This window comes from Streptomyces sp. NPDC093252 (assembly GCF_040683675.1).
GTDB lineage: Bacteria > Actinomycetota > Actinomycetes > Streptomycetales > Streptomycetaceae > Streptomyces.
This window is the reverse complement of sequence record NZ_JBFBEM010000021.1, coordinates 115249-137751: the sequence shown is the minus strand read 5'-3', so window position 1 is coordinate 137751 and position 22503 is coordinate 115249. Positions and strand designations below refer to the sequence as shown.

18 protein-coding genes are annotated in these 22503 nt (G+C 71.6%); 7 read left to right on the top strand and 11 right to left on the bottom strand.

Annotation, left to right across the window (positions count from 1 at the left end; all coding sequences use genetic code 11):
* The first annotated feature begins 72 nt into the window (after nt 1-72).
* Both AB0O01_RS33995 and AB0O01_RS33990 read left to right on the top strand, forming a co-directional pair.
* Nucleotides 73-375: a DUF6082 family protein gene (locus tag AB0O01_RS33995; protein WP_365319605.1), complete on the top strand. Its 303-nt coding sequence runs from the start codon at nt 73-75 to the stop codon at nt 373-375.
* A complete protein-coding gene (locus AB0O01_RS33990; protein ID WP_365319603.1) occupies nt 327-767 on the top strand; it encodes a DUF6082 family protein in 441 nt (146 codons plus the stop codon). Before AB0O01_RS33995 ends, AB0O01_RS33990 begins: the two co-directional genes overlap by 49 nt.
* A 2-nt stretch (nt 768-769) precedes the next feature.
* On the opposite strand, the gene AB0O01_RS33985 is transcribed toward AB0O01_RS33990, so the two are convergent.
* Nucleotides 770-1948, bottom strand: coding sequence for a citrate synthase/methylcitrate synthase (locus AB0O01_RS33985; protein ID WP_365319588.1), 1179 nt, complete (start codon nt 1946-1948; stop codon nt 770-772).
* 116 nt (nt 1949-2064) lie between these two features.
* Between AB0O01_RS33985 and AB0O01_RS33980 the strand changes: the two genes are divergently transcribed.
* The 4 genes from AB0O01_RS33980 (at nt 2065) to AB0O01_RS33965 (ending at nt 6994) form a co-directional block, all read left to right on the top strand.
* The gene (locus AB0O01_RS33980; RefSeq protein WP_365319586.1) at nt 2065-3324 is read left to right on the top strand and encodes a citrate synthase family protein; all 1260 of its coding nucleotides are present in this window, start codon (nt 2065-2067) and stop codon (nt 3322-3324) included.
* A gap of 53 nt (nt 3325-3377) precedes the next feature.
* Entirely contained in the window at nt 3378-4322 is a 945-nt protein-coding gene (locus tag AB0O01_RS33975; RefSeq protein ID WP_365319584.1) for a sucrase/ferredoxin-like family protein, read from the top strand.
* Nucleotides 4323-4532: 210 nt separating this feature from the next.
* Nucleotides 4533-6317: a sensor histidine kinase gene (locus tag AB0O01_RS33970; protein ID WP_365319582.1), complete on the top strand. Its 1785-nt coding sequence runs from the start codon at nt 4533-4535 to the stop codon at nt 6315-6317.
* A complete protein-coding gene (locus AB0O01_RS33965; protein WP_365319580.1) occupies nt 6314-6994 on the top strand; it encodes a response regulator in 681 nt (226 codons plus the stop codon). Before AB0O01_RS33970 ends, AB0O01_RS33965 begins: the two co-directional genes overlap by 4 nt.
* Nucleotides 6995-7073: 79 nt before the next feature.
* Here AB0O01_RS33965 and AB0O01_RS33960 read toward each other — a convergent pair whose 3' ends face one another.
* The 6 genes from AB0O01_RS33960 to AB0O01_RS33935 form a co-directional block, all read right to left on the bottom strand.
* Nucleotides 7074-8666, bottom strand: coding sequence for a cation acetate symporter (locus tag AB0O01_RS33960; protein ID WP_365319578.1), 1593 nt, complete (start codon nt 8664-8666; stop codon nt 7074-7076).
* Nucleotides 8663-9232, bottom strand: a complete 570-nt coding sequence (locus tag AB0O01_RS33955) for a DUF485 domain-containing protein (RefSeq protein ID WP_365319577.1) — start codon at nt 9230-9232, stop codon at nt 8663-8665. The genes AB0O01_RS33960 and AB0O01_RS33955 overlap by 4 nt, the downstream gene beginning before the upstream one ends.
* 69 nt (nt 9233-9301) lie before the next feature.
* Nucleotides 9302-9991, bottom strand: coding sequence for a response regulator transcription factor (locus AB0O01_RS33950; RefSeq protein WP_365319574.1), 690 nt, complete (start codon nt 9989-9991; stop codon nt 9302-9304).
* The gene (locus AB0O01_RS33945) at nt 9988-11139 is read right to left on the bottom strand and encodes a histidine kinase (protein WP_365319572.1); all 1152 of its coding nucleotides are present in this window, start codon (nt 11137-11139) and stop codon (nt 9988-9990) included. The genes AB0O01_RS33950 and AB0O01_RS33945 overlap by 4 nt, the downstream gene beginning before the upstream one ends.
* Nucleotides 11136-11660, bottom strand: coding sequence for a DUF1453 domain-containing protein (locus AB0O01_RS33940; protein ID WP_365319570.1), 525 nt, complete (start codon nt 11658-11660; stop codon nt 11136-11138). The genes AB0O01_RS33945 and AB0O01_RS33940 overlap by 4 nt, the downstream gene beginning before the upstream one ends.
* A gap of 768 nt (nt 11661-12428) precedes the next feature.
* Nucleotides 12429-14552, bottom strand: coding sequence for a DNA topoisomerase IV subunit B (locus AB0O01_RS33935; RefSeq protein ID WP_365319568.1), 2124 nt, complete (start codon nt 14550-14552; stop codon nt 12429-12431).
* A 448-nt stretch (nt 14553-15000) separates the two neighbouring features.
* On the opposite strand from AB0O01_RS33935, the gene AB0O01_RS33930 reads away from it, so the two are divergent.
* Complete coding sequence (locus AB0O01_RS33930; protein ID WP_365319567.1) at nt 15001-15231, top strand: hypothetical protein; 231 nt, start codon at nt 15001-15003, stop codon at nt 15229-15231.
* Nucleotides 15232-15586: 355 nt separating this feature from the next.
* Here AB0O01_RS33930 and AB0O01_RS33925 read toward each other — a convergent pair whose 3' ends face one another.
* From AB0O01_RS33925 to AB0O01_RS33910, 4 genes are all read right to left on the bottom strand, one after another.
* Entirely contained in the window at nt 15587-16447 is an 861-nt protein-coding gene (locus AB0O01_RS33925) for a serine protease (protein ID WP_365319565.1), read from the bottom strand.
* A 274-nt stretch (nt 16448-16721) separates the two neighbouring features.
* Nucleotides 16722-18278, bottom strand: coding sequence for an RNA polymerase sigma factor (locus AB0O01_RS33920; RefSeq protein WP_365319563.1), 1557 nt, complete (start codon nt 18276-18278; stop codon nt 16722-16724).
* A 1112-nt stretch (nt 18279-19390) separates the two neighbouring features.
* On the bottom strand, nt 19391-20281 hold the full coding sequence (locus AB0O01_RS33915) for a FadR/GntR family transcriptional regulator (protein WP_365319561.1): 891 nt from the start codon (nt 20279-20281) through the stop codon (nt 19391-19393).
* A gap of 163 nt (nt 20282-20444) precedes the next feature.
* Nucleotides 20445-22430, bottom strand: coding sequence for an ATP-binding cassette domain-containing protein (locus AB0O01_RS33910; protein ID WP_365319559.1), 1986 nt, complete (start codon nt 22428-22430; stop codon nt 20445-20447).
* Nucleotides 22431-22503: the final 73 nt, after the last annotated feature.

The window sequence follows — 22503 nt, the reverse complement described above, 5'->3', positions numbered from 1 at the left end:
CGCTCCCACTCGGCATCACTCAGTTCACCCCGCCCCATGCCCACACCAACGACCCACGCACGGGACAGTCACATGATCGACCGGACAACCCCTAGGCACCCGTACCAGGGCATCCGGGCGGGATTCCCGGAGGCAGGTGCCACGTCCATCAGCGGGTGGTTGGTCTCCGGCGTCGAGGAAGCCAACGGCGGACGGCAGACCGCCATGGAACGCGGCACGATCGGCGACTGCCTCGGAGGAGTGAGTGCCGTCTTCTCCGGGCTGGCCCTCATCCTTCTCGCGGTCACTCTGCTGTTCCAGCAGCGGGAACTGCGGATGCAGGCACGCTGGCGGGGCGATGGCGCCGGGAACTCTCTCTCGAACGGCCAGAACTGATCGCCTCGCGAGACGAGTTGTGCCGCAGTGCCGAGGCCGGTGTCCGCTCACTGCATGTGCGGCTGACTCAGATGGTGATGGACGATCCCCGGCTGACACGGGTGTGGAACGGCTCTCCGGACGAGGACCCGGAGGTGGTTCGCCAGTTCAACCTCGCCAACCTGGTCCTCGGCCACTGCCTTCCGGTCTACACGTGGGGCGAGGTGACCGATGCGGACCTCCTGGCCCATATGCACTCCTTGGTCAGGGGCCCCGCGTTCGTGCGGTACTGGGCGGCTTCTCGCGAGGCGAAGGCAGCCCCGTCGCCCGACAGTGACGAGGGAAGGCTCTCCAGCATCATCAACCAGGCGATAGGGCAAGCCGAGAGCGACGGCGCTCAGGAACGCCCTTGACGTCACCCCGTGACCGGCACCGCCACTGGCGCCCCCGGCCCCACATACCGCGCCGCCGGACGGATGATCTTCGAGTCCCTCGCCTGTTCCAGCACATTGGCGCTCCACCCGATCACCCGCGCGGCGGCGAACGTCGGGGTGAACATCTCCCTGGGCAGCCCGCACCGTTCCATCACCACCCCGGCGTAGAACTCGACGTTGGTGTGCAGCTCACGGCCCGGTTTCAGGTCCGCCAGGATGGCCTCGACCTGCCGTTCCACCTCGACGGCGAACGCGACCCGGGGTCCGCCGAACCCCTGGGCGATCTCCCGCAGCATCCGCGAGCGCGGGTCCTCCGTGCGGTAGACGGCGTGTCCGAAGCCCATGATGCGGTCGCCGGCGAGAACCCGTTCGCGGATCCAGGGGTCGATGCGGTCGGGGGTGCCGATGGCGTCGAGGGTGTCCAGGGCGCGGCTCGGGGCGCCGCCGTGGAGGGGACCGGAGAGGGCACCGACGGCGCCGACGAGGCAGGCGGCCACGTCCGCGCCGGTGGAGGCGATGACCCGGGCGGTGAAGGTTGACGCGTTGAATCCATGGTCGATGGTGGCGATCAGGTAGTGCTCGATGGCCCGTGTCCGCCGCTCGTCCGGCACGCTCCCCGTCAGCATGTACAGGTAGTTGGCCGCGAAGGGCAGATCCATCCGGGGCTCGATCGGATCAAGTCCCCGCCCCAGTCGGTGCAGTGCCGTCAATATCGTCGGGACGGCCGCCGACATCGCGACGGTGTCCATCCGTCGCCGCTCGTCGTCGATGTCGTACACGGGCCGCAACCCCTGTGCCGCCCCCAGCAGCGACAGAGCGCTACGCATCCCGGCCAGCGGCCCGGCCTCGGTCCCGGACGCCCGCCCGGCCACAGCGATCGCCGGCAGCACGGCCGCCACCTCGTCCGGCAGCCGCCGCAGCGCCGCGGTCTCGGCCGCGAAGGCCGCGCTGCGCGCGGGGTCGGGCAGTTCGCCGTGGACGAGGAGGTGCCAGACGTCCTCGAAGCTGCGGTGACGCGCGAGGTCGACGGCGGAGTACTGGCGGTAGTGGTAGAAGCCTTCACGCCCTCGTACGTCCCCGATCTCGGTATCGGCGACGACGACACCGGCGAGTCCCCGGGGTGCTTCGACAAGGGCGGCTGCGGACCTATTGACGGACATGACTTCCTCCCTGGGCTTGATTTATTGATTAGTTGATTCAACTGTCTATGCTTGATTCAATCCTTGTCAATATTGATTGAATCAATATACGCCCCGCTGCCGATACGGTGACGCCCATGCCCGATCAAGAACCCCGCTCCAGCCACCCCACGCGACGCCTGACCACCAAAGAGGCCGCCGAACTGCTCGGCGTGAAGCCCGAGACGGTCTACGCGTACGTCAGCCGGGGCCAGCTCAGCAGCCGACGCGTCCCGGGCGGACGGGGCAGTACCTTCGACCCGGGCGAGGTGGAGGCACTGTCCCGGCGCAACAAGCGGGAGAACGCGGCGAGTTCGGCGATGGGCGACGCGGAGCTGTCGGTGCGGACCGGGATCACCCTGATCGAGCCCGGCAGCTACTACTTCCGGGGGGTCGACGCCACCGAACTGGCCACGCACCACTCCTACGAAGAGATCGCCGATTGGCTGTGGACCGAACGCCTCCACCCCGGGATCACCTTCGACGCACCGGAAACGACGGTCGAACTCGCCCGCCGCGCGATCAGCGCTTTGCCCGAGCACACGGACCCCACCGACCGGCTGCGTGTGGCCGCGATTGCCGCCGCGACCGCGGATCCCCTGCGCTTCGACCTCTCCGAGCAGGCCGTCCTGGGCGCCGCCCGCACCCTGATCCCGACCCTGGTCGGCGCCCTGCCGCCGGTGCTGTACGCCCCCAAGGACGACGGTCCGCTCGCCCACCGCCTCTGGGGCCGCCTGACCGCGCGCGAGGCCGACGAGGCGGCGCTGGGCGTCCTGGACACCGCGCTCGGCCTGCTGGTCGACCACGACCTCGCGGCCTCCACCCTCGCCGTCCGGGTCGCCGCGTCCGCCCGCGCGCACATCTACGCGGCCGTCTCGACGGGCCTGGGCGTGCTGGAGGGCCCGCTGCACGGGGCCGCGAGCGGGCTCGCCCACCGGCTGATCGAGCAGGTCCTCGAACAGGGCGACGCCGCCCCCGTGATCGCGGACGAGTTGCGGGCCGGCCGCCGCATCCCGGGCCTCGGGCACCGGCTCTATCCCGGCGAGGACCCCCGCGCGCGGGCCCTCTTCGCCCGCCTCGCGGAACTCCCCCGGGCCGAGCCGGCGCTCGCCGCCGCCCGCGACATCGTGGACACCACCGCCCGCCACACCCCCCTGCACGCCAATGTCGATCTGGCCCTCGCCGTGCTCACGGTGTCCTGCGGCATGCCCGCCACCGCGGGCGAGACGGTCTTCGCCGTCGCCCGCACGGCGGGGTGGATCGCCCACGCCCTGGAGGAGTACACCGAACGTCCTTTGCGTATGCGACCGGAAGGGCATTACGTGGGCCCACGACCGCCCCGGCCACTGCCGGAGTAACCGCGCGCACGGCCGGAAGTCGCCCCTGACAAAGTCAGGTTAGGCTCACCTCTGTGAGAGCGTGCGCGACCGTCTCCCGGGACCTCGACGAGCCCGTTTCGGGCACCGCGGCCACCGCCGCGACCTGGCTGCTGCTGGAACAACCCGGCCCCTGGGGCGCCCGCGCGCTCACCGCGAGCCACCTCGACCCGGCCGTCGGACGCGCCCTGGAGGCCGCCGCCGAGGGCACCGGCGTACGCGTCGCCCTCATCCGCCGCCCCGGCCGCCACGCCGACTGCGGGACGGCCACGGAGCGCCAGGTGTACGCGGCCCACACGGTTCCCGGCAGCGGATGGCTGCACAGCGCCACCACCACCGACCCGCGTCGGCTCCTCGACCTCGACTTCGCCGCCCTGGGCCGTGGCGACCACCGCGCCTTCGACAGCGCGCTCCGGGGACGGCCGCACCCGGGCGACCCGCTCGCCCTCGTGTGCACCAACGGCAAGCGCGACCGCTGCTGCGCCCTGCTCGGCCGCCCCCTTGCCACGGAACTGACCGCGTCCGGCGTACCGGGCATCTGGGAGGTCACCCATCTGGGCGGTCACCGTTTCTCCCCGACCGTGCTGATCCTGCCGTACGGCTACGCCTACGGCCGGGCCGCGGCCCACACGATCAAGGAGGTCCTCCAGGGGGTCCAGGAGGGCCGTGTCGTCGTGGAGGGCTGCCGGGGCTGCTCGGCCTGGGAGCGGCCCGGCCAGGCCGCCGAGCTGGCCGTACGGACCGCCGCGCGGGAGTACGCCGCAGGGGTGCTGAGCGTGATCGCCACGGCGGGTGCCGCGCCGCGCTGGGACGTCACCGTCGCCCACGAGGACGGGCGCCGCTGGCGGGTCGTCGTCGCCCGGGGCGCGTCCCTGCCGCCCCGGGAGGAGACCTGCGGCGCCTCCGTCCTGGGCGCGCCCGCCCGTATGGACGTGGTGTCCGTCCGTGAGATGGCACCCGCGGCGGCCCTGGCCGTGTGATCCGTGCGCCGGTCCGGCGCCTGGGGGGGGCACCCGCGCGTGCCCCGCGGAGAGGGCCCTGCCGCCTACGAGGCCCCCTATGGGACCCGTTACGAAGCCCTCTGTGGGGCTCCGCGCGGAGCCCCACAGGACACCCGCCCCACCTCCGTCCCACCCCCAACGTGTCCCACGCCCTACACCCCACCCAAATCGCAACGTAACGTCATGGCCATGAGCCCCACTCCCCCCGCCCGTCGCCTGCGCCTGGGACTGCCCCGCCGGGTGTTCTCCCAGGTGCTGCTGATGCAGGTGGCGATTGCCGCGGGGGTCGCGGTGCTCGCGACCGGGCTGTTCCTCGCCCCGCTGAGCGACCAGCTCGACGACCAGGCGATGCGCCGCGCCCTGGCCATCGCGGAGACCACCGCCACCCAGCCGCAACTGGCCGCCGAGATCACGAGCACGCCCCCGACCGCCGACGGCCCGGTCCAGCGGGAGGCGGAACGGATCCGGGAGGCGACCCAGGCCGAGTACGTCGTGATCATGGACAGGCGCGGGGTCCGCTGGTCGCACACGGACCCCGCGGAGATCGGCCGCGTCGTCTCCACGGACCCCAGTCAGGCGCTGGCGGGCCAGGACGTCATGGAGATCGACGAGGGCACCCTGGGCCGCTCCGCGCGCGGCAAGGTGCCCCTGAGGGACGAGAACGGCACGATCGTGGGCGCGGTGTCGGTCGGAATCGCGTACGACAGTGTGCGGGCACGGCTGATCCATGCGATCCCGGGGCTGCTGGCGTATGCGGGCGGTGCGCTGGCGGTCGGTGCGCTGGCCGCCTGGCTGATCGCCCGCCGGGTCCAGCGGCAGACGCGCGACCTGGCCTTCTCGGACATCTCGGGGCTGCTGGCGGAGCGCGAGGCGATGCTGCACGGCATTCGGGAGGGCGTGGTCGCCCTGGACCGCTCGGGCCGTGTCCGCCTCCTCAACGACGAGGCGCAGCGGCTCCTGGGCATCGGCGACGAGGCCGTGGGCCGGACCCCCGACGAGGCGCTCGGCGCGGGCCGTACAGCCGATGTCCTGGCCGGCCGTGTCACCGGCACGGACCTGCTCACGGTGCGCGGGCGGCGGGTCCTGGTCGCCAACCGGATGCCCACGGACGACGGCGGCGCCGTCGCCACCCTGCGCGACCGCACCGAGCTGGAGCAGTTGGGCCGGGAGCTCGACTCCACGCGCGGCCTGATCGACGCCCTGCGCGCGCAGGACCATGAGCACGCCAACCGGATGCACACCCTGTTGGGGCTGCTCGAACTGGAGATGTACGACGACGCCGTGGAGTTCGTCGGCGAGGTGGTCGGCGGCCACAGGGCCACGTCGGAGCAGGTGGCCGAGAAGGTGCGGGATCCGCTGCTGTCGGCGCTGCTGGTCGGCAAGGCGACGGTGGCGGCGGAACGGGGCGTCGACCTCGGGCTCTCGGACCGCACCGCGCTGCCGGACCGGCTGGTCGATCCGCGCGGCCTGGTGACGATCGTCGGCAATCTGGTGGACAACGCCCTGGACGCCACCGCGGGGACGCCCCACGCGCGCGTGGAGGTGGAGTTGGTCACCGAGGCCCGTACGGTCGTCCTCAGAGTGCGGGACACGGGACCGGGAATTCCTGCGGAGCGCCGGGAGTTGATCTTCCGGGAGGGCTGGTCGACCAAGCAGCCGCCCGCCCATCGTGAGCGCGGTATCGGTCTGTCCGTGGTCCGCCGACTGGCCGAGCGACAGGGCGGGACGGTCGGGGTCGCCGAGGCGGACGGTGGCGGCGCGGAGTTCACCGTCGTCCTGCCCGAAGCCCTGCCGGAGCCCGCCCGGCCCTCGACCGGGCACCCGACCCCCACCAGGACCGCCCCCATGACCCCGCCCACCGTGGAACTGTCCACCGCCCATCTGCCCACCACACCGCCCACCGTGCCGCCCACAGCACCGCCCGCCCCCCGAGCCGCCGCCGTGCCGTTCGCCGCCGAGGAGGAGTCCCGATGATCGAGGTCCTGGTCGTGGACGACGACACCAGGGTCGCCCGGGTCAACAGCGCGTACGTCGAGAAGGTGCCGGGCTTCCATGTGGCCGGTGAGGCCCACAACGCCGCCGAGGCCCTGCACCGGCTGGAGACCCTCCCGCGGCTCGATCTGGTCCTCATGGACCACTACCTCCCCGACGACACCGGTCTCGCCGTGGTGCGCGAGATGCGCCGCCGCGGCCACCGCACCGATGTGATCATGGTCACGGCGGCCCGGGACGTGTCGACGGTTCAGGAGGCAATGCGGCACGGCGCGCTCCAGTACCTGGTCAAGCCCTTCGCCTTCGCCGGTCTGCGCGCCAAGCTGGAGGCGTACGCCGAGTTGCGCCGCACCCTGGACAGCGGCGGCGAGGCCGAGCAGGCGCAGGTCGACCGGATCTTCGGCGCCCTGTCCGCGACCTCTGAGCCCGACCTCCCCAAGGGCCACTCCCCCACCACCGCCGAGTCGGTCCGCCAGTCCCTCCTGAACGCCGAGGGCCCCCTCTCCGCCCAGGAGATCGCCGACCGCACCGGCGTCAGCCGCCAGACCGCCCAGCGCTATCTCAAGCTCCTGGAACGCACCGGCCGCGCCACCCTCACCCTCAAGTACGGCGACGCGGGCCGCCCCGAACACCGCTACGCCTGGGCGACCCGCCCCTGACCCGCCCCCAGCACCCGCCTTCTGTGCCCCGTACGGCGACCCGCCCGCCCCTGCGTCTCCTACGGCGCCCGCCTCTGCTCTACACCGCCCCCGCCCCGGTCAGTGAGCGCACTTCCGTCTCCGCGTGCTTGGCCGCGTCGGGTTCCTCGGGTGAGGTGGCCGTGCCGAGCCAGCCCGCGAGGAAGCCCAGCGGGATGGAGACCAGACCGGGGTTCTCCAGCGGGAAGACCTGGAAGTCGACGCCGGGGAACAGCGAGGCGGGGCCGCCGGACACCACCGGGGACAGCAGCACCAGCACCACGGCCGGGATCAGCCCTCCGTACACGGACCAGACCGCTCCCCGGGTGGTGAAACCCGGCCAGAAGAGCGAGTACATCAGCACGGGCAGGTTCGAGGACGCCGCCACGGCGAAGGCGAGGCCGACGAGGAACGCCACGTTGAGGTCGCGGGCGAGCAGCCCGAGCCCGATCGCGACGATTCCGATGCCACCCGCCGCGACGCGGGCCACGGCGACCTCGCCGCGCGGCCTGGACCCCGGGCGCCGCAGCGAGGCGTACAGATCGTGCGCCACGGACGCCGAGGAGGCCAGGGTGATCCCGGCGACGACCGCGAGGATGGTGGCGAAGGCGATGGCGGCGACAACCGCGAACAGAACCGTTCCACCGGTGGAGCCCGCACCGCCGCCCAGGTCGAGCGCGAGCAGCGGAACCGCCGTGTTCCCGGCCGGGTTGGAGGCGCGCACCCTGTCGGAGCCCAGGATGGCCGCCGCCCCGAACCCCAGGACGAGCGTCATCAGATAGAACCCGCCGATGAGCCCGATCGACCACACCACCGACCGGCGGGCCGCCCTCGCGGTGGGGACGGTGTAGAAGCGCGACAGGATGTGCGGCAGCCCGGCCGTGCCGAGCACCAGCGCCAGTCCGAGGCTGATGAAGTCGAACCGCGAGGTCCAGTCGTCCCCGTACCGCAGTCCCGGTGCCAGAAAGGCGTCCCCGTGCCCGCTGCGCTCGGCCGCCGTGCGCAGCAACTGGTCGAAGTCCCCGTGGAAGCGCACCAGAACGAGCACCGTGAGCGCGATGGCGCCGCCCATGAGCAGCACCGCCTTCACGATCTGAATCCAGGTGGTGGCCCGCATCCCTCCCCACGACACATAGATCACCATCAGCGCGCCCACGGCCACGACCGTCCAGGACCGCGCCGCCTCGCCCGTCCCGCCCAGCAGCAGCGCGACCAGGCTCCCCGCGCCCACCATCTGCGCCACCAGATAGAGAACGGACACGGCGACCGAGGACGTTCCCGCCGCGATCCGCACCGGTCGCTCCCGCATCCGCGCGGCCACCACGTCGGCCAGGGTGAATCTCCCGCAGTTCCGGACCAGTTCGGCGACCAGGAACAGCACCAGCAGCCATGCCACCAGGAAGCCCACCGAGTACAGCAGCCCGTCGTAGCCGAACAGGGCGATCAGCCCGGAGATCCCGAGGAAGGACGCCGCCGACATGTAGTCCCCGGCGATGGCAAAACCATTCTCCATGGGCGAGAACAGCCGCCCTCCGGCATAGAACTCCTCCGCCGAACCACGCCGGTTCCGGCTCACCCAGGTGGTGATCCCGAGCGTCACCGCCACAAAGGCACTGAACAGCACGAGGGCCAGCGTCTGATGGTCCTCCGTCACAGCGCACCGCCTCTGACGCCGCGTGTCATCTCCTGGGTGTCCCAGCGCAGTTCGAGCGCGGCACGGTCCCGGCGCAGCCGCGCGTGCCGGGCATACGCCCAGGTGAGCAGGAAGGTCGTCAGGAACTGCCCCAGCCCCGCCACCATCGCCACATTCACCGCCCCCACCACCGGCCGGGCCATCAGCCCCGGCGCGGCGGTCGCCAGCACCACATACGCCACGTACCAGGCGAGGAAGCCGATCACCGCCGGCACCACGAACCTCCGATAGCTGCCGCGCACCTCACGGAACGCCTCACTGCGCTGGACCGCGAGATAGATCCCAGCCGTGTCCGGCGCCCCGCCCTCCCGCTCCCGCCGCGCCGCCGGAACGGGCGCCCCGGGCAGTCCGCTCCCGCCCGCTGCCGCCTCACCCCAGCCGGAGGCGAGCGCGTCATACCAGGGATCGGTGTAAGCGGCCGTCCCGGACAACCCCTCGGTGAGCGGCGGTTCGGCGCCCTCGCGGTGTGCGGGCGAGCTCCCCTGACCATTCCCGCCCATATCAGGACGACCCTCGCTTGCGCGCATGCCCAAGGATGGACAGAACGGGAAGATCGCCCGCCCTTCTTCTCCGCGCTCTTCACCCCATCAGGTGATTCACCCCTCAGGTGGCCGCACCATCCCCTTCCGATAGGCGTAACGCACCGCCTGCGCCCTGCCCTTCACGCCGGTCTTGGCGAAGAGATTGTTGATGTGGGACTTCACCGTGGCCAGGGAGATCTGTAGCTTCCGGGCGATCTCCTGATTGCTGAGGCCGTCGGCGATCAGCACCAGCACCTCCGCCTCCCGCGCGGTGAGCCCGTCGGGCGCCTCGCTCGGCCCCGGCTCGACGGCTTCGGCCCTCGGTTCGGACAGCCGCTCCAGCAGCCGCCGCTGGACGGCCGGTGACAAACCTGCCTCTCCCGACATCACGTTCCGCACGGCCCGTACGATCTCGTCGCCGCCTGCGTCCTTGGTGAGGTAGCCCCGCGCGCCCGCCGAGAGCGCCGGGAAGAGCGACTCGTCGTCACCGAAGGTCGTCAGCACCACGACCTGGGTCCGCGGATGTTCCGCCCGGATCCGGCGGGTCGCCTCCACCCCGTCGCAGCGGGGCATCCGCAGGTCCATCAGCACCACGTCCGGATCCAGTTCGGCGACCAGCCGCACCGCCTCGTCACCGTCCCCCGCCGCGCCCACCACCTCGATGCCGGGGAGCAGACCCAGCAGCATCACGATGCCCTCGCGCACCACCGTCTGATCGTCGGCCACGACCACCCGTGCGTTCCGCTGTCCCTCTCCCTCCGTCATCCGGGAACCCTCAGTGTCACCTCGAACCCCTCCCCTTCCGGTCCTGCCCGCAGCGACCCCCCGAGCAGTTCGGCCCGCTCCCGCATACCGAGCAGACCGTACCCGGCGCCGGAACCCGACAGTTCGCCCGGCGAACCTCCGAAATCCCGCACCTTCAGCGTCACCTCCCGCTCGCCGTACTCCAGGGACATCCGCACCTTCGCCCCCGGAGCGTGCTTGCGCGCATTCGTCAGCGCCTCCTGCGCGACCCTGCGCACCGCCTGCGAGGTCTCGGCCGGCAGCGGTCTGCGCTCACCCGTAATGGCGACCTCGGCGCTGTCTCCGGTCTCGACCAGCACACTCAGGAAATCCTCCAGCGGCGTCAGCTCGCCGCGCAGCGCGGACAGCGCCTGTCTGGTCTCGGCCAGGCCCTCGCGGGCCATGCCGCGCGCCGCCACGACCCGCTCCAGGATCTTGTCCCGGTCCGCACCGCCCTCGATCAGCAGCCGGGCCGCCTCCAGATGCACCATCTGCGCGGAGAGGCTGTGGGCGAGCACATCGTGGATCTCCCGGGCGATGCGGCTCCGCTCCGCGAGCGCCACCGATTCGGCCTCGGCCGCCCGCGCCGCCCGCTCCTGTGCGAGCAGCCGCTGTGCGCCGGCTCTGGCCTCGGCGTCCAGCCTCAGCACATATCCGGCCAGTGACATTCCCGCGATGGTGACGCCCGTCGTCAGCCAGGCGTCGTCGTTGAGCACGGCGAACACCGACAGGGAGACCAGGGCGACGGGAACGGCCGCCGCGAGCGGCAGGCGTTCCAGTGCGGAGATGGCGATCCCGCAGCACACCACCAGGGCAGCGAGCGTGAAGCCCTCGGCCTGTGCCAGGAAGGCCAGCCCCAGCAGCCCGGCGACGGTCGCCAGCGCCGGCCACAGCCGGTGCCGGAAGGTCGTCCGCAGGAGGGCCCAGGCCAGCGCGCCCGTCAGCAGGAATCCGCCCACCGCCCCGGCGATGGCCCAGCCCTGCACCCGCCGGTCGTCGAAGACGCTCCACATCAGCACCCCGGCGACCAGGATGCGTACGGCCCAGGCCAGCATGCGGCGCGGGCGGGAGACGGCCTGCCGCGAGAGCGCCTCCCGCGAGGGCCAGCGGGTCCAGACGTCGACCGTCACACGCGTTCCTTCCGTGCGGCACGGTGCACCTCGCCACCGTACGCCGGGCCGCCGCCGCGCGGCCCGGTCAGGGACCGCACCCGGATGGTGAGGATGCCTGCGCGGACCAGGAGGGTCGCCGCGAGAGCCAGGAGCAGCGTCGGCGTCCCCTGATGGACACCGAGCACGGCGCCCAGCCCGAAGAGACCGACGCGCACCGCAATGCCCACGGCCCAGACGCCCAGGCTCCCCTTCGTGCTCTTGCCCCACACGGACCCGTCCGGCTCCACCCAGGTCCGCGTGGTCCGGGCCCAGCCCGCTCCTATCGCCCCACCGACGAGCAGCTCCGCGATGAGCAGCAGCACCGCCTCGGTGTGGTGCCGGGCGTCTATCACCCCCGGGTCGCGCAGCGACAGGAACACCAGGACTGCGGGTATCAGCCACCAGCGCCGCGCGCTGTCGATCCGCTGGGGTCGCGTCTGCCGCGTGATCACCAGAGCGACGACGGCCACGATCACCAGTGCGTCCACGAGCCCAGTCATTGCGTGCCTCCGTGAGCGGGAAGTGTGTGCCGACGCCAAGCACCGCCGACGCCTTCGACGCTACGGAAATCCGGGCCTCCGGAGATCGGCGCACGGGTGGATCATGGGTGGAACCCGATGACCCCGCCCCCTCCACCCAGGGGTGGAGAGGGCGAAGGGCGGGAGCGGGGCGGACATGCCCGTGGGCACGGGCACGCGGCTGGTCCGGGGTATGTCCTGAGCAGCCGCAGCGAGGTCTCACCTACTTCGGAGGCCGCGCCCTCCAGAGATCCGAGTGGGTTGAGCGACCGCGGCGGCGACCATGGCGAGAGCACGCGGTGGGCCAGCCTTCGGACGCCCGATCCCAGATTCCCGGCGCCGCCATCGAGCTGTCTCGCGAGCGAGCCCTGTCCACGCAGGTAGAGAGGTTACGGCGAGGCGCCCCTACCGCCGCCGACCTCAGCCCAGCCCAGCCCAGCTCAGCTCAGCTCAGCCGCAAGAGTCGACCCAGCAGGGCGATCCAGCGGCAGCCCCGGCCCCCCAACCCAGCAACACCGACCCGAAGCAGGCACACGAACCCCACCCACGCCGACCCGGGGCACGCACGCACACCTCCGAGCCGCCGTTCCGACCGGAAGCCGACACACCAGCGCCCAGCCAGCCCGGCCCCGTGGCCGAGCACTGCCGCCCCAGCCCCAGCCCCAGCCCCAGCCCCAGCCCCAGCCCCAGCCCCAGCCCCGAACGACATGCCCAGGGCCGAGGGGCACGGCCCAACCACTCAGTCCACCCCTAGGCGTCGATCCGCGACCGATCCAGCCGCGCCGCCGCCCCCGAGATGAACTCCTTGCGCGGAGCCACGTCATTGCCCATCAGCAGATCGAAGACCTGCTCGGCCCCCTCCAGGTCGGAGAGGTTGATGCGCCGCAGGGTGCGGTGGCGGGGGTCCATGGTCGTCTCGGCGAGCTGATCGGCGTCCATCTCGCCCAGACCCTTGTAGCGCTGGATGGCGTCCTTGTACCGGACGCCCTTGCTCTGGAACTCCATGAGCTTGTCACGCAGCTCACGGTCGGAGTACGTGTAGACGTACTTGTCCTGGCCCTTCTTGGGCTGGACCAGCTCCACCCGGTGCAGCGGCGGCACCGCGGCGAAGACCCGGCCGGCCTCGACCATGGGCCGCATGTAGCGGTGGAACAGCGTCAGCAGCAGGGTCCGGATGTGGGAACCGTCCACATCGGCGTCGGTCATCATGATGATCTTGCCATAGCGCGCCGCGTCGATGTCGAACGTTCGCCCGGATCCGGCTCCTATGACCTGGATGATCGCTCCGCACTCGGCGTTCTTGAGCATGTCGGTCACGGACGACTTCTGGACGTTGAGGATCTTGCCGCGGATCGGCAGCAGTGCCTGGAACTCGGAGTTCCGGGCGAGCTTGGCGGTGCCGAGCGCCGAGTCCCCCTCGACGATGAACAGCTCACTGCGGTCCACGTCGTCGCTGCGGCAGTCGGCGAGCTTGGCGGGCAGGGAGGACGACTCCAGGGCCGTCTTGCGGCGCTGGGCGTCCTTGTGCTGGCGGGCCGCGATACGCGTGCGCGCGGCGGCGACCGCCTTCTCCATGACCACCCGGGCCTGGGCGGCGGCGTCCCGCTTGGTGGACGTCAGGAACGCCTTCAGCTCCTTGGCGATCACGGTGTTCACGATGCGCCGGGCCGCCGACGTGCCGAGGACCTCCTTGGTCTGCCCTTCGAACTGGGGCTCGGCCAGCCGGACGGTGACGACGGCCGTGAGGCCCTCCAGGGCGTCGTCCTTGGTGATGTCGTCCTCGGCGACACGCAGCAGCTTCTTGGCCCGCAGCACCTCGTTGAGGGTGCCGGCGACGGCCGCCTCGAAGCCCGCGACATGGGTGCCGCCCTTGGGGGTGGCGATGATGTTCACAAAGGACTTCAGGGTGGTGTCGTAGCCCGTGCCCCAGCGCATGGCGACGTCCACCTCCAGCTCACGGGTGACCTGGGTGGGCGTCATCTGGCCGTGCTCGTCAAGGACCGGAACGGTCTCCCTGAACGTGCCCTGTCCCGTGAAGCGGAGTACGTCACAGACGGCCTTGTCGGTGGCCAGGTACTCGCAGAACTCACTGATGCCGCCGTCGAAGCGGAACGACTCCTCGCCCTTGCTGCCGCCCTCGCCCAGGCCGAATTCGTCGCGGACGACGATGGTCAGGCCCGGCACCAGGAAGGCGGTCTGGCGCGCGCGCTGGTGCAGGGTGTCCAGGGAGAGCTTGGCGTCCTTGAGGAAGATCTGGCGGTCGGCCCAGTAGCGCACGCGGGTGCCGACGCGCGACTTGGGGATCTTCTTCGCCTTGGTGGGTCCGCTCCGGGCCTCGAACTTCGCGTCGGGCCCGGCACCCGTGAAGACGCCCGGGACACCGCGCCGGAAGCTGATGGCGTGGGTGTGGCCGTTGCGGTCGACCTCCACGTCCAGGCGGGCGGAGAGCGCGTTCACCACCGACGCGCCCACGCCGTGCAGACCGCCGGAGGCCGCGTAGGAGCCGCCGCCGAACTTGCCGCCCGCGTGCAGCTTGGTCATGACGACCTCGATGCCGGACAGGCCCGTCTTGGGCTCGACGTCGACCGGGATGCCCCGGCCGTTGTCGCGGACCTCCACGGAGCCGTCGTCGTGGAGGATCACATCGATGTGGTCGCAGTAGCCGCCCAGGGCCTCGTCCACCGAGTTGTCGATGATCTCCCAGAGGCAGTGCATCAGGCCACGGCTGTCGGTGGAGCCGATGTACATGCCGGGGCGCTTGCGTACGGCCTCAAGTCCTTCGAGGACGAGCAGGTGCCGCGCGGTGTAGTTGGAACCGTCCCGGTCTGCTCCTGCCAGCAGCGCAGTGGACGGCACGGACGTATCGGCGGTCACGCGGTTCGCTCCTCGCTGAATTTCAGATGATGCCCAAGTGGGTAAGGGCGCGGCTTCTGTTGCCGCTCAGAGCGTACAGAGGCCAGATAGAGCCGTTGTAACGCCACCCTCGTCGCTTGCCAGCCTAGTCCAGGGTCGCATGCGTGTTCGATCCCTCGATGGAGTGAAGTACATATCACGTTCCCTTCGAGGCATGAACCATTTAGGCTCCGGGCACGTCCTCATGAACACACCGGCAACCGCCGGGAGGGCTGACCACCGAACACTGACCGACAGCGCGAAACCGTACGACACGAGCACCACGCAATACGGCACATTCGCCGCCAAACCGGCAGCAAACAGCCGCCTCGGAAGATTTTTTCGAGGGAAAGCCCCGAGCGGGAACGTTTTCGGGCTGGTTGGATGTTGACCCTGGTACGACAGCTCGTCGAGCTAGAGAAGAGGCGACGTGACTACTGTTCTGACCCCCGCGAGCCCGCTGACGGCCGCCGATCGCTGCGACCGCTGCGGCGCCCAGGCATACCTGCGCGTCGTGCTGCTCAGCGGCGGAGAACTGCTCTTCTGCGCCCATCACGGTCGCAAGTTCGAGCCGGAACTCAAGAAGATCGCCGCTGAGATACAGGACGAGACGGAGCGGCTCACGTCCGCTCCCGCGACGACGTCCGAAGATGAGCGCTGAGATCTAGCGTCCACGACGAGCCCGCGGGCGACCGACCTCGCAGGAGGTCGGTCGCCCGTCGTCGTGGGCACCACGCGGCCGGAGCACGGCTGCCGCCGTCCGGCCACGGATCCTGGCTCCCCGAGGGCCCGGACGGGAGCGAACCCCCACGCGCACAGCCCGTCCACCCCCATCCAGCCCCACCCATCGCCATCACGCCCGGCCTCCGACCGGGCACCGAGCCCACCAGCCGGTCGCACCCGACCACCGGCCGCAGGCCGGACAGGCAGGCGGGACGGTCGGACGGAGTGAACCGGGACGGCACTCGGCAGTGCGACGGCACTGGGCAGTGCGGCAAGAAGGCCCCAGGCACCCCTCAGGCGCCCCCTGAGCCGCCTGCCGCGCCCCGTGCGGTCCAGCCCAGCCGCTGGAGGAGATCGGAGACACGAGTGTAGACACCCGGGCTTCCGGCCCTGCCGCAGCCACTGCCCCAGGACACCAGGCCGATCAGCCGCCCTTGCGCCACCAGTGGGCCACCGCTGTCCCCCTGGCAGGCGTCCCGGCCCCCCTGCACCTCCCCCGCACACAGCATGCTGTCGGCGCGGTACGCCCCGTCCAGGCCCCCCGGATACGCCCTCCGGCAGTCGGCGTCGGCCAGCACATGCACCCGCGCCGCCCGCAGCGACGTGGCGTAGTCACCGGCGCCGCTGACATCCCCCCAGCCGTACACCGTCGCGGCCGTACCGGCCGTGTACGCGGCGTCCCCGGGCCCCGCCATACCCACCGGCGCGCCCTGCGCCAGCGGCTCGGCCAGGGTCAGTACGGCGAAGTCACCGGCATTGCTGCCGGCGTCGTACTCCGGGTTGACCCAGGTCTCCCGGACGGCGATCTCCTGCCCCTCGGCCGAGCGCAGGTCGGTACGGCCCGCGATGACCTTGAGGTCGGCGACCCGACCGGGCGGGGCCCCCAGGACGTCCGTACCCATGCAGTGGGCGGCCGTGAGCACGGTGCTGGGGCCGACGGCGACCCCGCCGCAGAACTGGCCCGAGCGCGTACCCCCGAACCGGTCACGGCTGGACACCGCCACCGCCCACGGACTGTCCGCCACATCGACGGGAAATCCGCCGATGACCACACTGTCGGCGGACACGGGCGCGGCGGACAGCAGCGGTATCGCGGTCAGGGCCGACACCAGCACCAGGGGCCGGGCCAGCGCCCGGACAACGGGACGACGCATGAGATTCCTCACTCTCGGGAGGTGATGGAACACCCAGAGTGATTCACCATGCCGTGCGGCGCATGCGCGCGGGCAGCACGAAGGCCCGGCTCCCCCTGCGGGGAACCGGGCCTTCCACGTCGTACGGCACGATGCGCGACGAGGACCCGACAGGTGGCGACCGGGTCGCTCCGGTGGGGCGCCGGAGCGGTCGGTCACCGGGCGGCCGACGCGTGCCGTTGCCAGGACCTGGCCCGGCTTGCCCGCGGGGCCCGTGATGGGACCCGCGGGGGGCCTAGTCCAGGTAGTCGCGCAGGACCTGCGAGCGCGACGGGTGGCGGAGCTTGGACATGGTCTTGGACTCGATCTGGCGGATGCGCTCACGCGTGACGCCGTAGACCTTGCCGATCTCGTCGAGGGTCTTCGGCTGACCGTCGGTGAGGCCGAAGCGCATGGAGACCACGCCCGCCTCGCGCTCGGAGAGGGTGTCGAGGACCGAGTGGAGCTGCTCCTGGAGGAGCGTGAAGCTGACCGCGTCGGCCGGGACGACCGCCTCGGAGTCCTCGATCAGGTCACCGAACTCGCTGTCGCCGTCCTCGCCGAGCGGCGTGTGCAGCGAGATGGGCTCACGGCCGTACTTCTGGACCTCAATGACCTTCTCCGGGGTCATGTCGAGTTCCTTGGCCAGCTCCTCCGGGGTGGGCTCGCGGCCCAGGTCCTGGAGCATCTGGCGCTGCACGCGCGCGAGCTTGTTGATGACCTCGACCATGTGCACCGGGATACGGATGGTGCGCGCCTGGTCGGCCATCGCGCGGGTGATCGCCTGACGGATCCACCAGGTGGCGTACGTGGAGAACTTGTAGCCCTTGGTGTAGTCGAACTTCTCGACCGCGCGGATCAGACCGAGGTTGCCCTCCTGGATCAGGTCCAGGAAGAGCATGCCGCGGCCGGTGTAGCGCTTGGCCAGGGAGACCACCAGACGGAGGTTGGCCTCCAGGAGGTGGTTCTTGGCGCGGCGGCCGTCCTCGGCGATGATCTCCAGCTCGCGCTTGAGCTTGGGGGCCAGCTTGTCGGCGTTGGCCAGCTTGTCCTCGGCGAACAGACCCGCCTCGATGCGCTTGGCCAGCTCCACCTCCTGCTCGGCGTTGAGCAGGGGGACCTTGCCGATCTGCTTGAGGTAGTCCTTGACCGGGTCGGCGGTGGCACCGGCGGCGGCGACCTGCTGGGCCGGCGCGTCGTCCTCGTCCTCGTCGGACAGGACGAAACCGGCGCTCTCGGTGCCCTCGGGCTCCTCCGCCCCGCCGCCCTTGGCCTCCTCGAGGACCTCGTCCTCGATCAGCTCGGCGTCGTCCTTCTTGGCGGCGGTCTTCTTGGCCGCCGTCTTCTTGGCGGGTGCGGCCTTCTTCGCGGCGGCCTTCTTGGCGGTCGGCGCCTTCTTCGCAGCGGCCTTCTTCGCCGTCGGCGCCGCTTCCTCCGCGGACTCGACGCCGGCGTCGGCGGGTGCTGCCGGGGCGGCGGCCGTGGTCGCGGTCGCCTTCCGGGTGGTCACCGTCTTGGCCGCGACCGTCTTGGTGGCGGTGCGCTTGGCCGGACTCTTCGCTGCGACGCTCTTGCGGGTGCGCTTGGGCTCTGCGGCACTGACCATCAGCGTCACACCCTCTTCCTCGAGGATCTGGTTGAGGCTGCGCAGTACGTTCTTCCACTGAGTGGCCGGAATCTGGTCAGCTTCGAAGGCCCGACGCACGTCATCGCCGGCGATCTGCCCCTCAGCCTTTCCCCGCTCAATGAGCGCCATGACAGAGACGGACTCGGCGATCTCCGGCGGGAGCGTACGGGATGTGCTGGCCGACACGAACAACCTCTCGGAACGTTGGAAAACGGCTTCCGGCCCCGTCCGATGAGGACTGGAGCCGACCACCGGCTTGGGGATGGGCCGACGGCGCGGGCGAGGACCGGGGAGAGGCACAGCGCCATGAACGGCGTCCGTATTCCTCCGCGGCTGTCACCTCTTAGGTCATCGCGCTGTTACGGCGAGCGTTACGCCCAATCTACGTGGCCCGAGTCACACCCCGTAAGCGCTCAAAAACGGTCAGATGCGGATAGAGATGGTCGTGAAACGTCAGGGAGGATCAGGGAAGGTCTCAGAAGGCCACCCGGCCTCCGTATCGCCCTCTCCGTATCACCCTCTGGGGCGCCCCGGGGCTCGCCCACGCTCTCCAGTCTGCCTCGTGGCTCAGGTTTCGAGCCTGCCCGCCTCTTGGCTCGGGCTTCGCGTCGAGGTGGAGGTGTGGGTCGAGGTGGAGGTGAGCGCGGGCAGGTGACCCTTCGGGAGAGCCGGGCGCGGCGGGGTGGTGGACGTGCGGCGCCACGAGTCCACCCAGGTGGGGGCACGCGAGTGGTCACAGGCGCTCACAGGGCCGACGGGCGCGGGACGGGCTCAGGAAGGGGACGGGCTCAGGAGGGGATCGGGCTCAGGGAGGGGACGGACGGCCGCGCAGGCCGAGTCCCTTGGCGGGCGCCAACCCCCGAGTAGCCGTGCCGATGCCCGTACGGGTGTTGATGCCCGTACCGCCGGTGCCGACGCCTGTGCGGGTCCCGGGTGGGGCCATCGCGGGGTTCAGGGTCGAAGCCGAGGCCGGGGGGCGAGTGGCAGCCGAGTCGGGGCAGGTACGGCGCCGGCCGGGACGTGGCCGGATGCGCCGCCGGCGTCGCCGTGACAGGGCCGCACCGTCCACTGCCGCGCCACCCACCGTCGTACCGGTCACCGTGCTCTTCCGTCCACCGCCCCGCCGTCGGACCCCGCGGTCCCGGTGGGGTTCCGCGAGGCCCTGCGGGAAGCCGCCTCCCGGTCCGACGATGCCGCGGCACGGGGTGCGCGACGCACGGTGCCGACGCCACAGGGGCCGGGAGACGCCACCGGGAGGGGCGGGGCGCCGTCGGCCGCGGCGTACGCGCGGAGCCGCGTCAGTGCTCGCGCGGGGCGGGCACCACGCGCTCCACCTCGGGGTGGACGGTGAGCAGTTGGCGCACGGCGGCCTCGGCGGCCATGCCGTCACCCGTGGCGAGCGCCTCGACGATCCTGGCGTGGTGCGCGAGGGACGCCTCGGTGGGGCGTTCGCAGCCGGTGACCGGGCCGCCGGACACCTGGAGAGCGGCGGACACGATCCCGGAGAGGTGCTCCAGCATGCGGTTTCCGGCGACCTGGATGAGCAGGGAGTGGAACTCGGCATCCGCGCGGGAGAACGTCAGCGCGTCCCCCTGCGCCAGCGCGTGGCCCATGATCTCGACCATGTCGCCGAGGCGCTGCTGCACATCCTCGCGGCCGTGCCCGGCGGCCAGCCGCGCGGCGAGCGGTTCGATCGTCCAGCGCAGCTCGGTCAGCTCGCGGCGCTGGTCGTCGCGCTGCGGTCCGAAGGCGCGCCATTCGATGATGTCGGGGTCCAGGAGGTTCCAGTCGCTGACCGGGCGGACGCGCGTACCGACATTGGGGCGCGCGCTGACCAGGCCCTTGGCCTCAAGGACACGGAGGGACTCCCGGACGACGGTACGGGAGACCTCGAAGCGCTGGCCGATCTCCTCGGGTACCAGCGGACGGTCCGCACCGAGGTCGCCGGAGACGATCATCTGGCCAAGCTGCTGGACGAGTTGTCCGTGGAGCCCGCGTCCGCGGCTGCCCGCGGCACGCCGGCCCATGCGGCCCAGCTCGGGGTCCGCGCCCTCCCAGGCGGGGGCCACGACACGGTCGGCCACGGTGGGGGCCTCCGCGTAGGGATAGCGGTCGAGTTCGCCCGGACCGGAGAGGCCGGAGTCCGTGGAACGGGCGGGGGTCATCATGGTGTGCGCAAGGGTACTCACGCATCCTTTGTCGGCGCTGACTCCAACTCCCTTGAGGGCTTTGGTGAAAAGCACACGAAAGGGTGATCGCTCACCCCGTCGCAATTGACGCCTTATCGGAAAGAAATGGGCGTTCCCCGGGGAGTTGTGCACAACCCCGGTTCCGGACGGGCCCCAGGGGTCGTCACCGGACCCGGCTGCGTACGGTCGTGAGCAGGTACGCGCAGAGCAACGTGGTGAGCGACAACGCGAGTGCGCTGCCCACGGGTTGGGCGACGACCTTCGCGGCGGCGGCCAGATACCGCTCCCCGCCGAACGGCCACTGCGCGAGGAGCACCTCCCGCACCCGCAGCGGGAACCCGGCCGCGGTTCGCACGGACGGCCCTTCCCAGACCTTCTGTACGAGGGGCACGACGACGACCGGCACGGCGACCACCGCGGCCAGCCCCGCGGTCGTGGACCGGAAGATCCCGGCGGCGAGCACCCCGGCCCAGGCGCACCCCACGCACAGCGCCAGCCAACTCGCGCCAAGCCCCCACCAGTCCGCGGGAACCTGTGCGACCTCCCGTCCGTATACGAGATAGAGCACCTCCGCGTCGCACCCCACCGTGAGGACGGCCAGCGCCAGCGCGGTGGCGGCGGAGACGAGGAGCTTGGCCGTGAGCAGCCCCAGCCGGCGGGGCACGGTGCCGCGGTCCGCCGCCAGGGCGGGGTGGCGGAACTCGTCACCGAAGGCCAGCGCCCCCAGCAGCCCCGCACCGAGCGCCGCGGGCGGCAAGGGCAGTTCCCGCGGCCAGGCGGCCAGCAGACGCGCCTGTGGGGTGTGGCCGATCCGGGCCAGCACCACGGCGGTGAGCGCGGAGACGACGAGCACGGCGGCGGCCGTCAGAAACCCCGTGCTGATTCCGGCGGCGCGGCGGAGTTCGTAGCGCAGGGGGCGCAGCGGGCTGGGTGCGGGGCGGACGGAGATGGGGGGCGGGAGGTCGGGGAGGGCGTCGATCGTGCGGGGGTGGGGGGTGGGAGCGGGGGTGCGGGCGGGCGCGGGGGTGGAGGGGAGGGGGCGGGGGGAGGGGCCCTCCCCCTCGGCTGCGCCGCTCGCCGTATCCCCCCGGCCGGTCGCGGTCACGTCCCGCGCCTCGTCCGCGCACGTGTTTGTGCCTGTGCCTGTGTCTGTGACTACGTCCGTCGACGCGAGCTCGGCCACCAGCGGCCCCACGGCTCTGGCGCCTCTGTCGCCTCTGTCGTCCTTGGACGCGCCCGCCGCTCCGGTCTCGGCGGTGCCACGGCCCGCGCCGGGCCCCATATCGCCTACCTCGTCGGCGAGTTGGTGGACGAGGACGCCGTGCCGGAACGCGGTCTCGCCGACATCGGCGCAAGTGCTGCCGTACACCGAGAGCCGGTTGCCGTCTTCTCGCACGACCTCGACGGAGCGGTGGGCGGTGCGGGCCTCTTTGGTGAGGAGGGCGGCGAGACGGGCGGCGTGCGGGGTGCGGACGGCGACGCGGGGGCGCAGCCGGGTGCGGGCGAAGTCGGCCGCGTTCTGGTCCGCGGCGATCCGGCCCCTTTCGAGGGTGACGACCTGGTCCGCCACGGTGGCGGCGTCTTTGGGGTCGGCGATGGTGAGCAGGACGGTGCCGCCCTGGCCGGTATGGGCCCGGAGGGTGTCGTGCAGCCAGCGGCTCTCACGGCCGGAGAGCGCGTCGAAGGGGTCGTCCAGTACGAGGGTGTGCGGGTCGGGGAGGAGGGCGCAGGCCAGGCCGAGGCGGCGGTCCATGCCGCGGGCGAGGGTGCCGAGCCGTTCGTCGCGCAGGCTGACGAGGCCGACCGTTTCGAGGACCTCGTCGGCTCGTCGGACGGGGACGCCCGCGGCGGCGCACAGCATGCGGAGGTGGCCGCGCACCGTCCGTGAGGGGTGGCCGGGTACATCGCCGAGGAGGACGCCCACTTCGCGGGAGGGGTGGTCGATGCGGTGGAGGGGGCGGCCTCTGAAGTAGGTGGCGCCCCGGCCGTATTGGAGTTCGAGCATCAGCCGGAGCACTGTCGTCTTGCCCGCGCCCTCCTCTCCGAGCAGCGCGGTCACATGGCCGGCCCGCGCCTCGAAGGAGACGTCGTCGACGGCGGGGGCCCGGTTCTTGCGGGGGGTGCTGGTCAGTCCGAACGCCTGGATCACTCACAGCAAGATAGCGCGCTATGTCCGTTTTTGCGGGCAGTTCCGGGGCCGCCGGGCAGCCGACCGGCGGCAT

What these genes read in the sequence shown, in the direction of transcription:
- AB0O01_RS33980 (WP_365319586.1), top strand. Translation starts at nt 2,065, where the DNA reads ATGCCCGATCAAGAACCCCGCTCCAGCCACCCCACGCGACGCCTGACC.
- AB0O01_RS33940 (WP_365319570.1), bottom strand. Translation starts at nt 11,660, where the DNA reads ATGACTGGGCTCGTGGACGCACTGGTGATCGTGGCCGTCGTCGCTCTG.
- AB0O01_RS33955 (WP_365319577.1), bottom strand. Translation starts at nt 9,232, where the DNA reads ATGCGCGCAAGCGAGGGTCGTCCTGATATGGGCGGGAATGGTCAGGGG.
- AB0O01_RS33950 (WP_365319574.1), bottom strand. Translation starts at nt 9,991, where the DNA reads ATGACGGAGGGAGAGGGACAGCGGAACGCACGGGTGGTCGTGGCCGAC.
- AB0O01_RS33995 (WP_365319605.1), top strand. Translation starts at nt 73, where the DNA reads ATGATCGACCGGACAACCCCTAGGCACCCGTACCAGGGCATCCGGGCG.
- AB0O01_RS33965 (WP_365319580.1), top strand. Translation starts at nt 6,314, where the DNA reads ATGATCGAGGTCCTGGTCGTGGACGACGACACCAGGGTCGCCCGGGTC.
- AB0O01_RS33985 (WP_365319588.1), bottom strand. Translation starts at nt 1,948, where the DNA reads ATGTCCGTCAATAGGTCCGCAGCCGCCCTTGTCGAAGCACCCCGGGGA.
- AB0O01_RS33925 (WP_365319565.1), bottom strand. Translation starts at nt 16,447, where the DNA reads ATGCGTCGTCCCGTTGTCCGGGCGCTGGCCCGGCCCCTGGTGCTGGTG.
- AB0O01_RS33970 (WP_365319582.1), top strand. Translation starts at nt 4,533, where the DNA reads ATGAGCCCCACTCCCCCCGCCCGTCGCCTGCGCCTGGGACTGCCCCGC.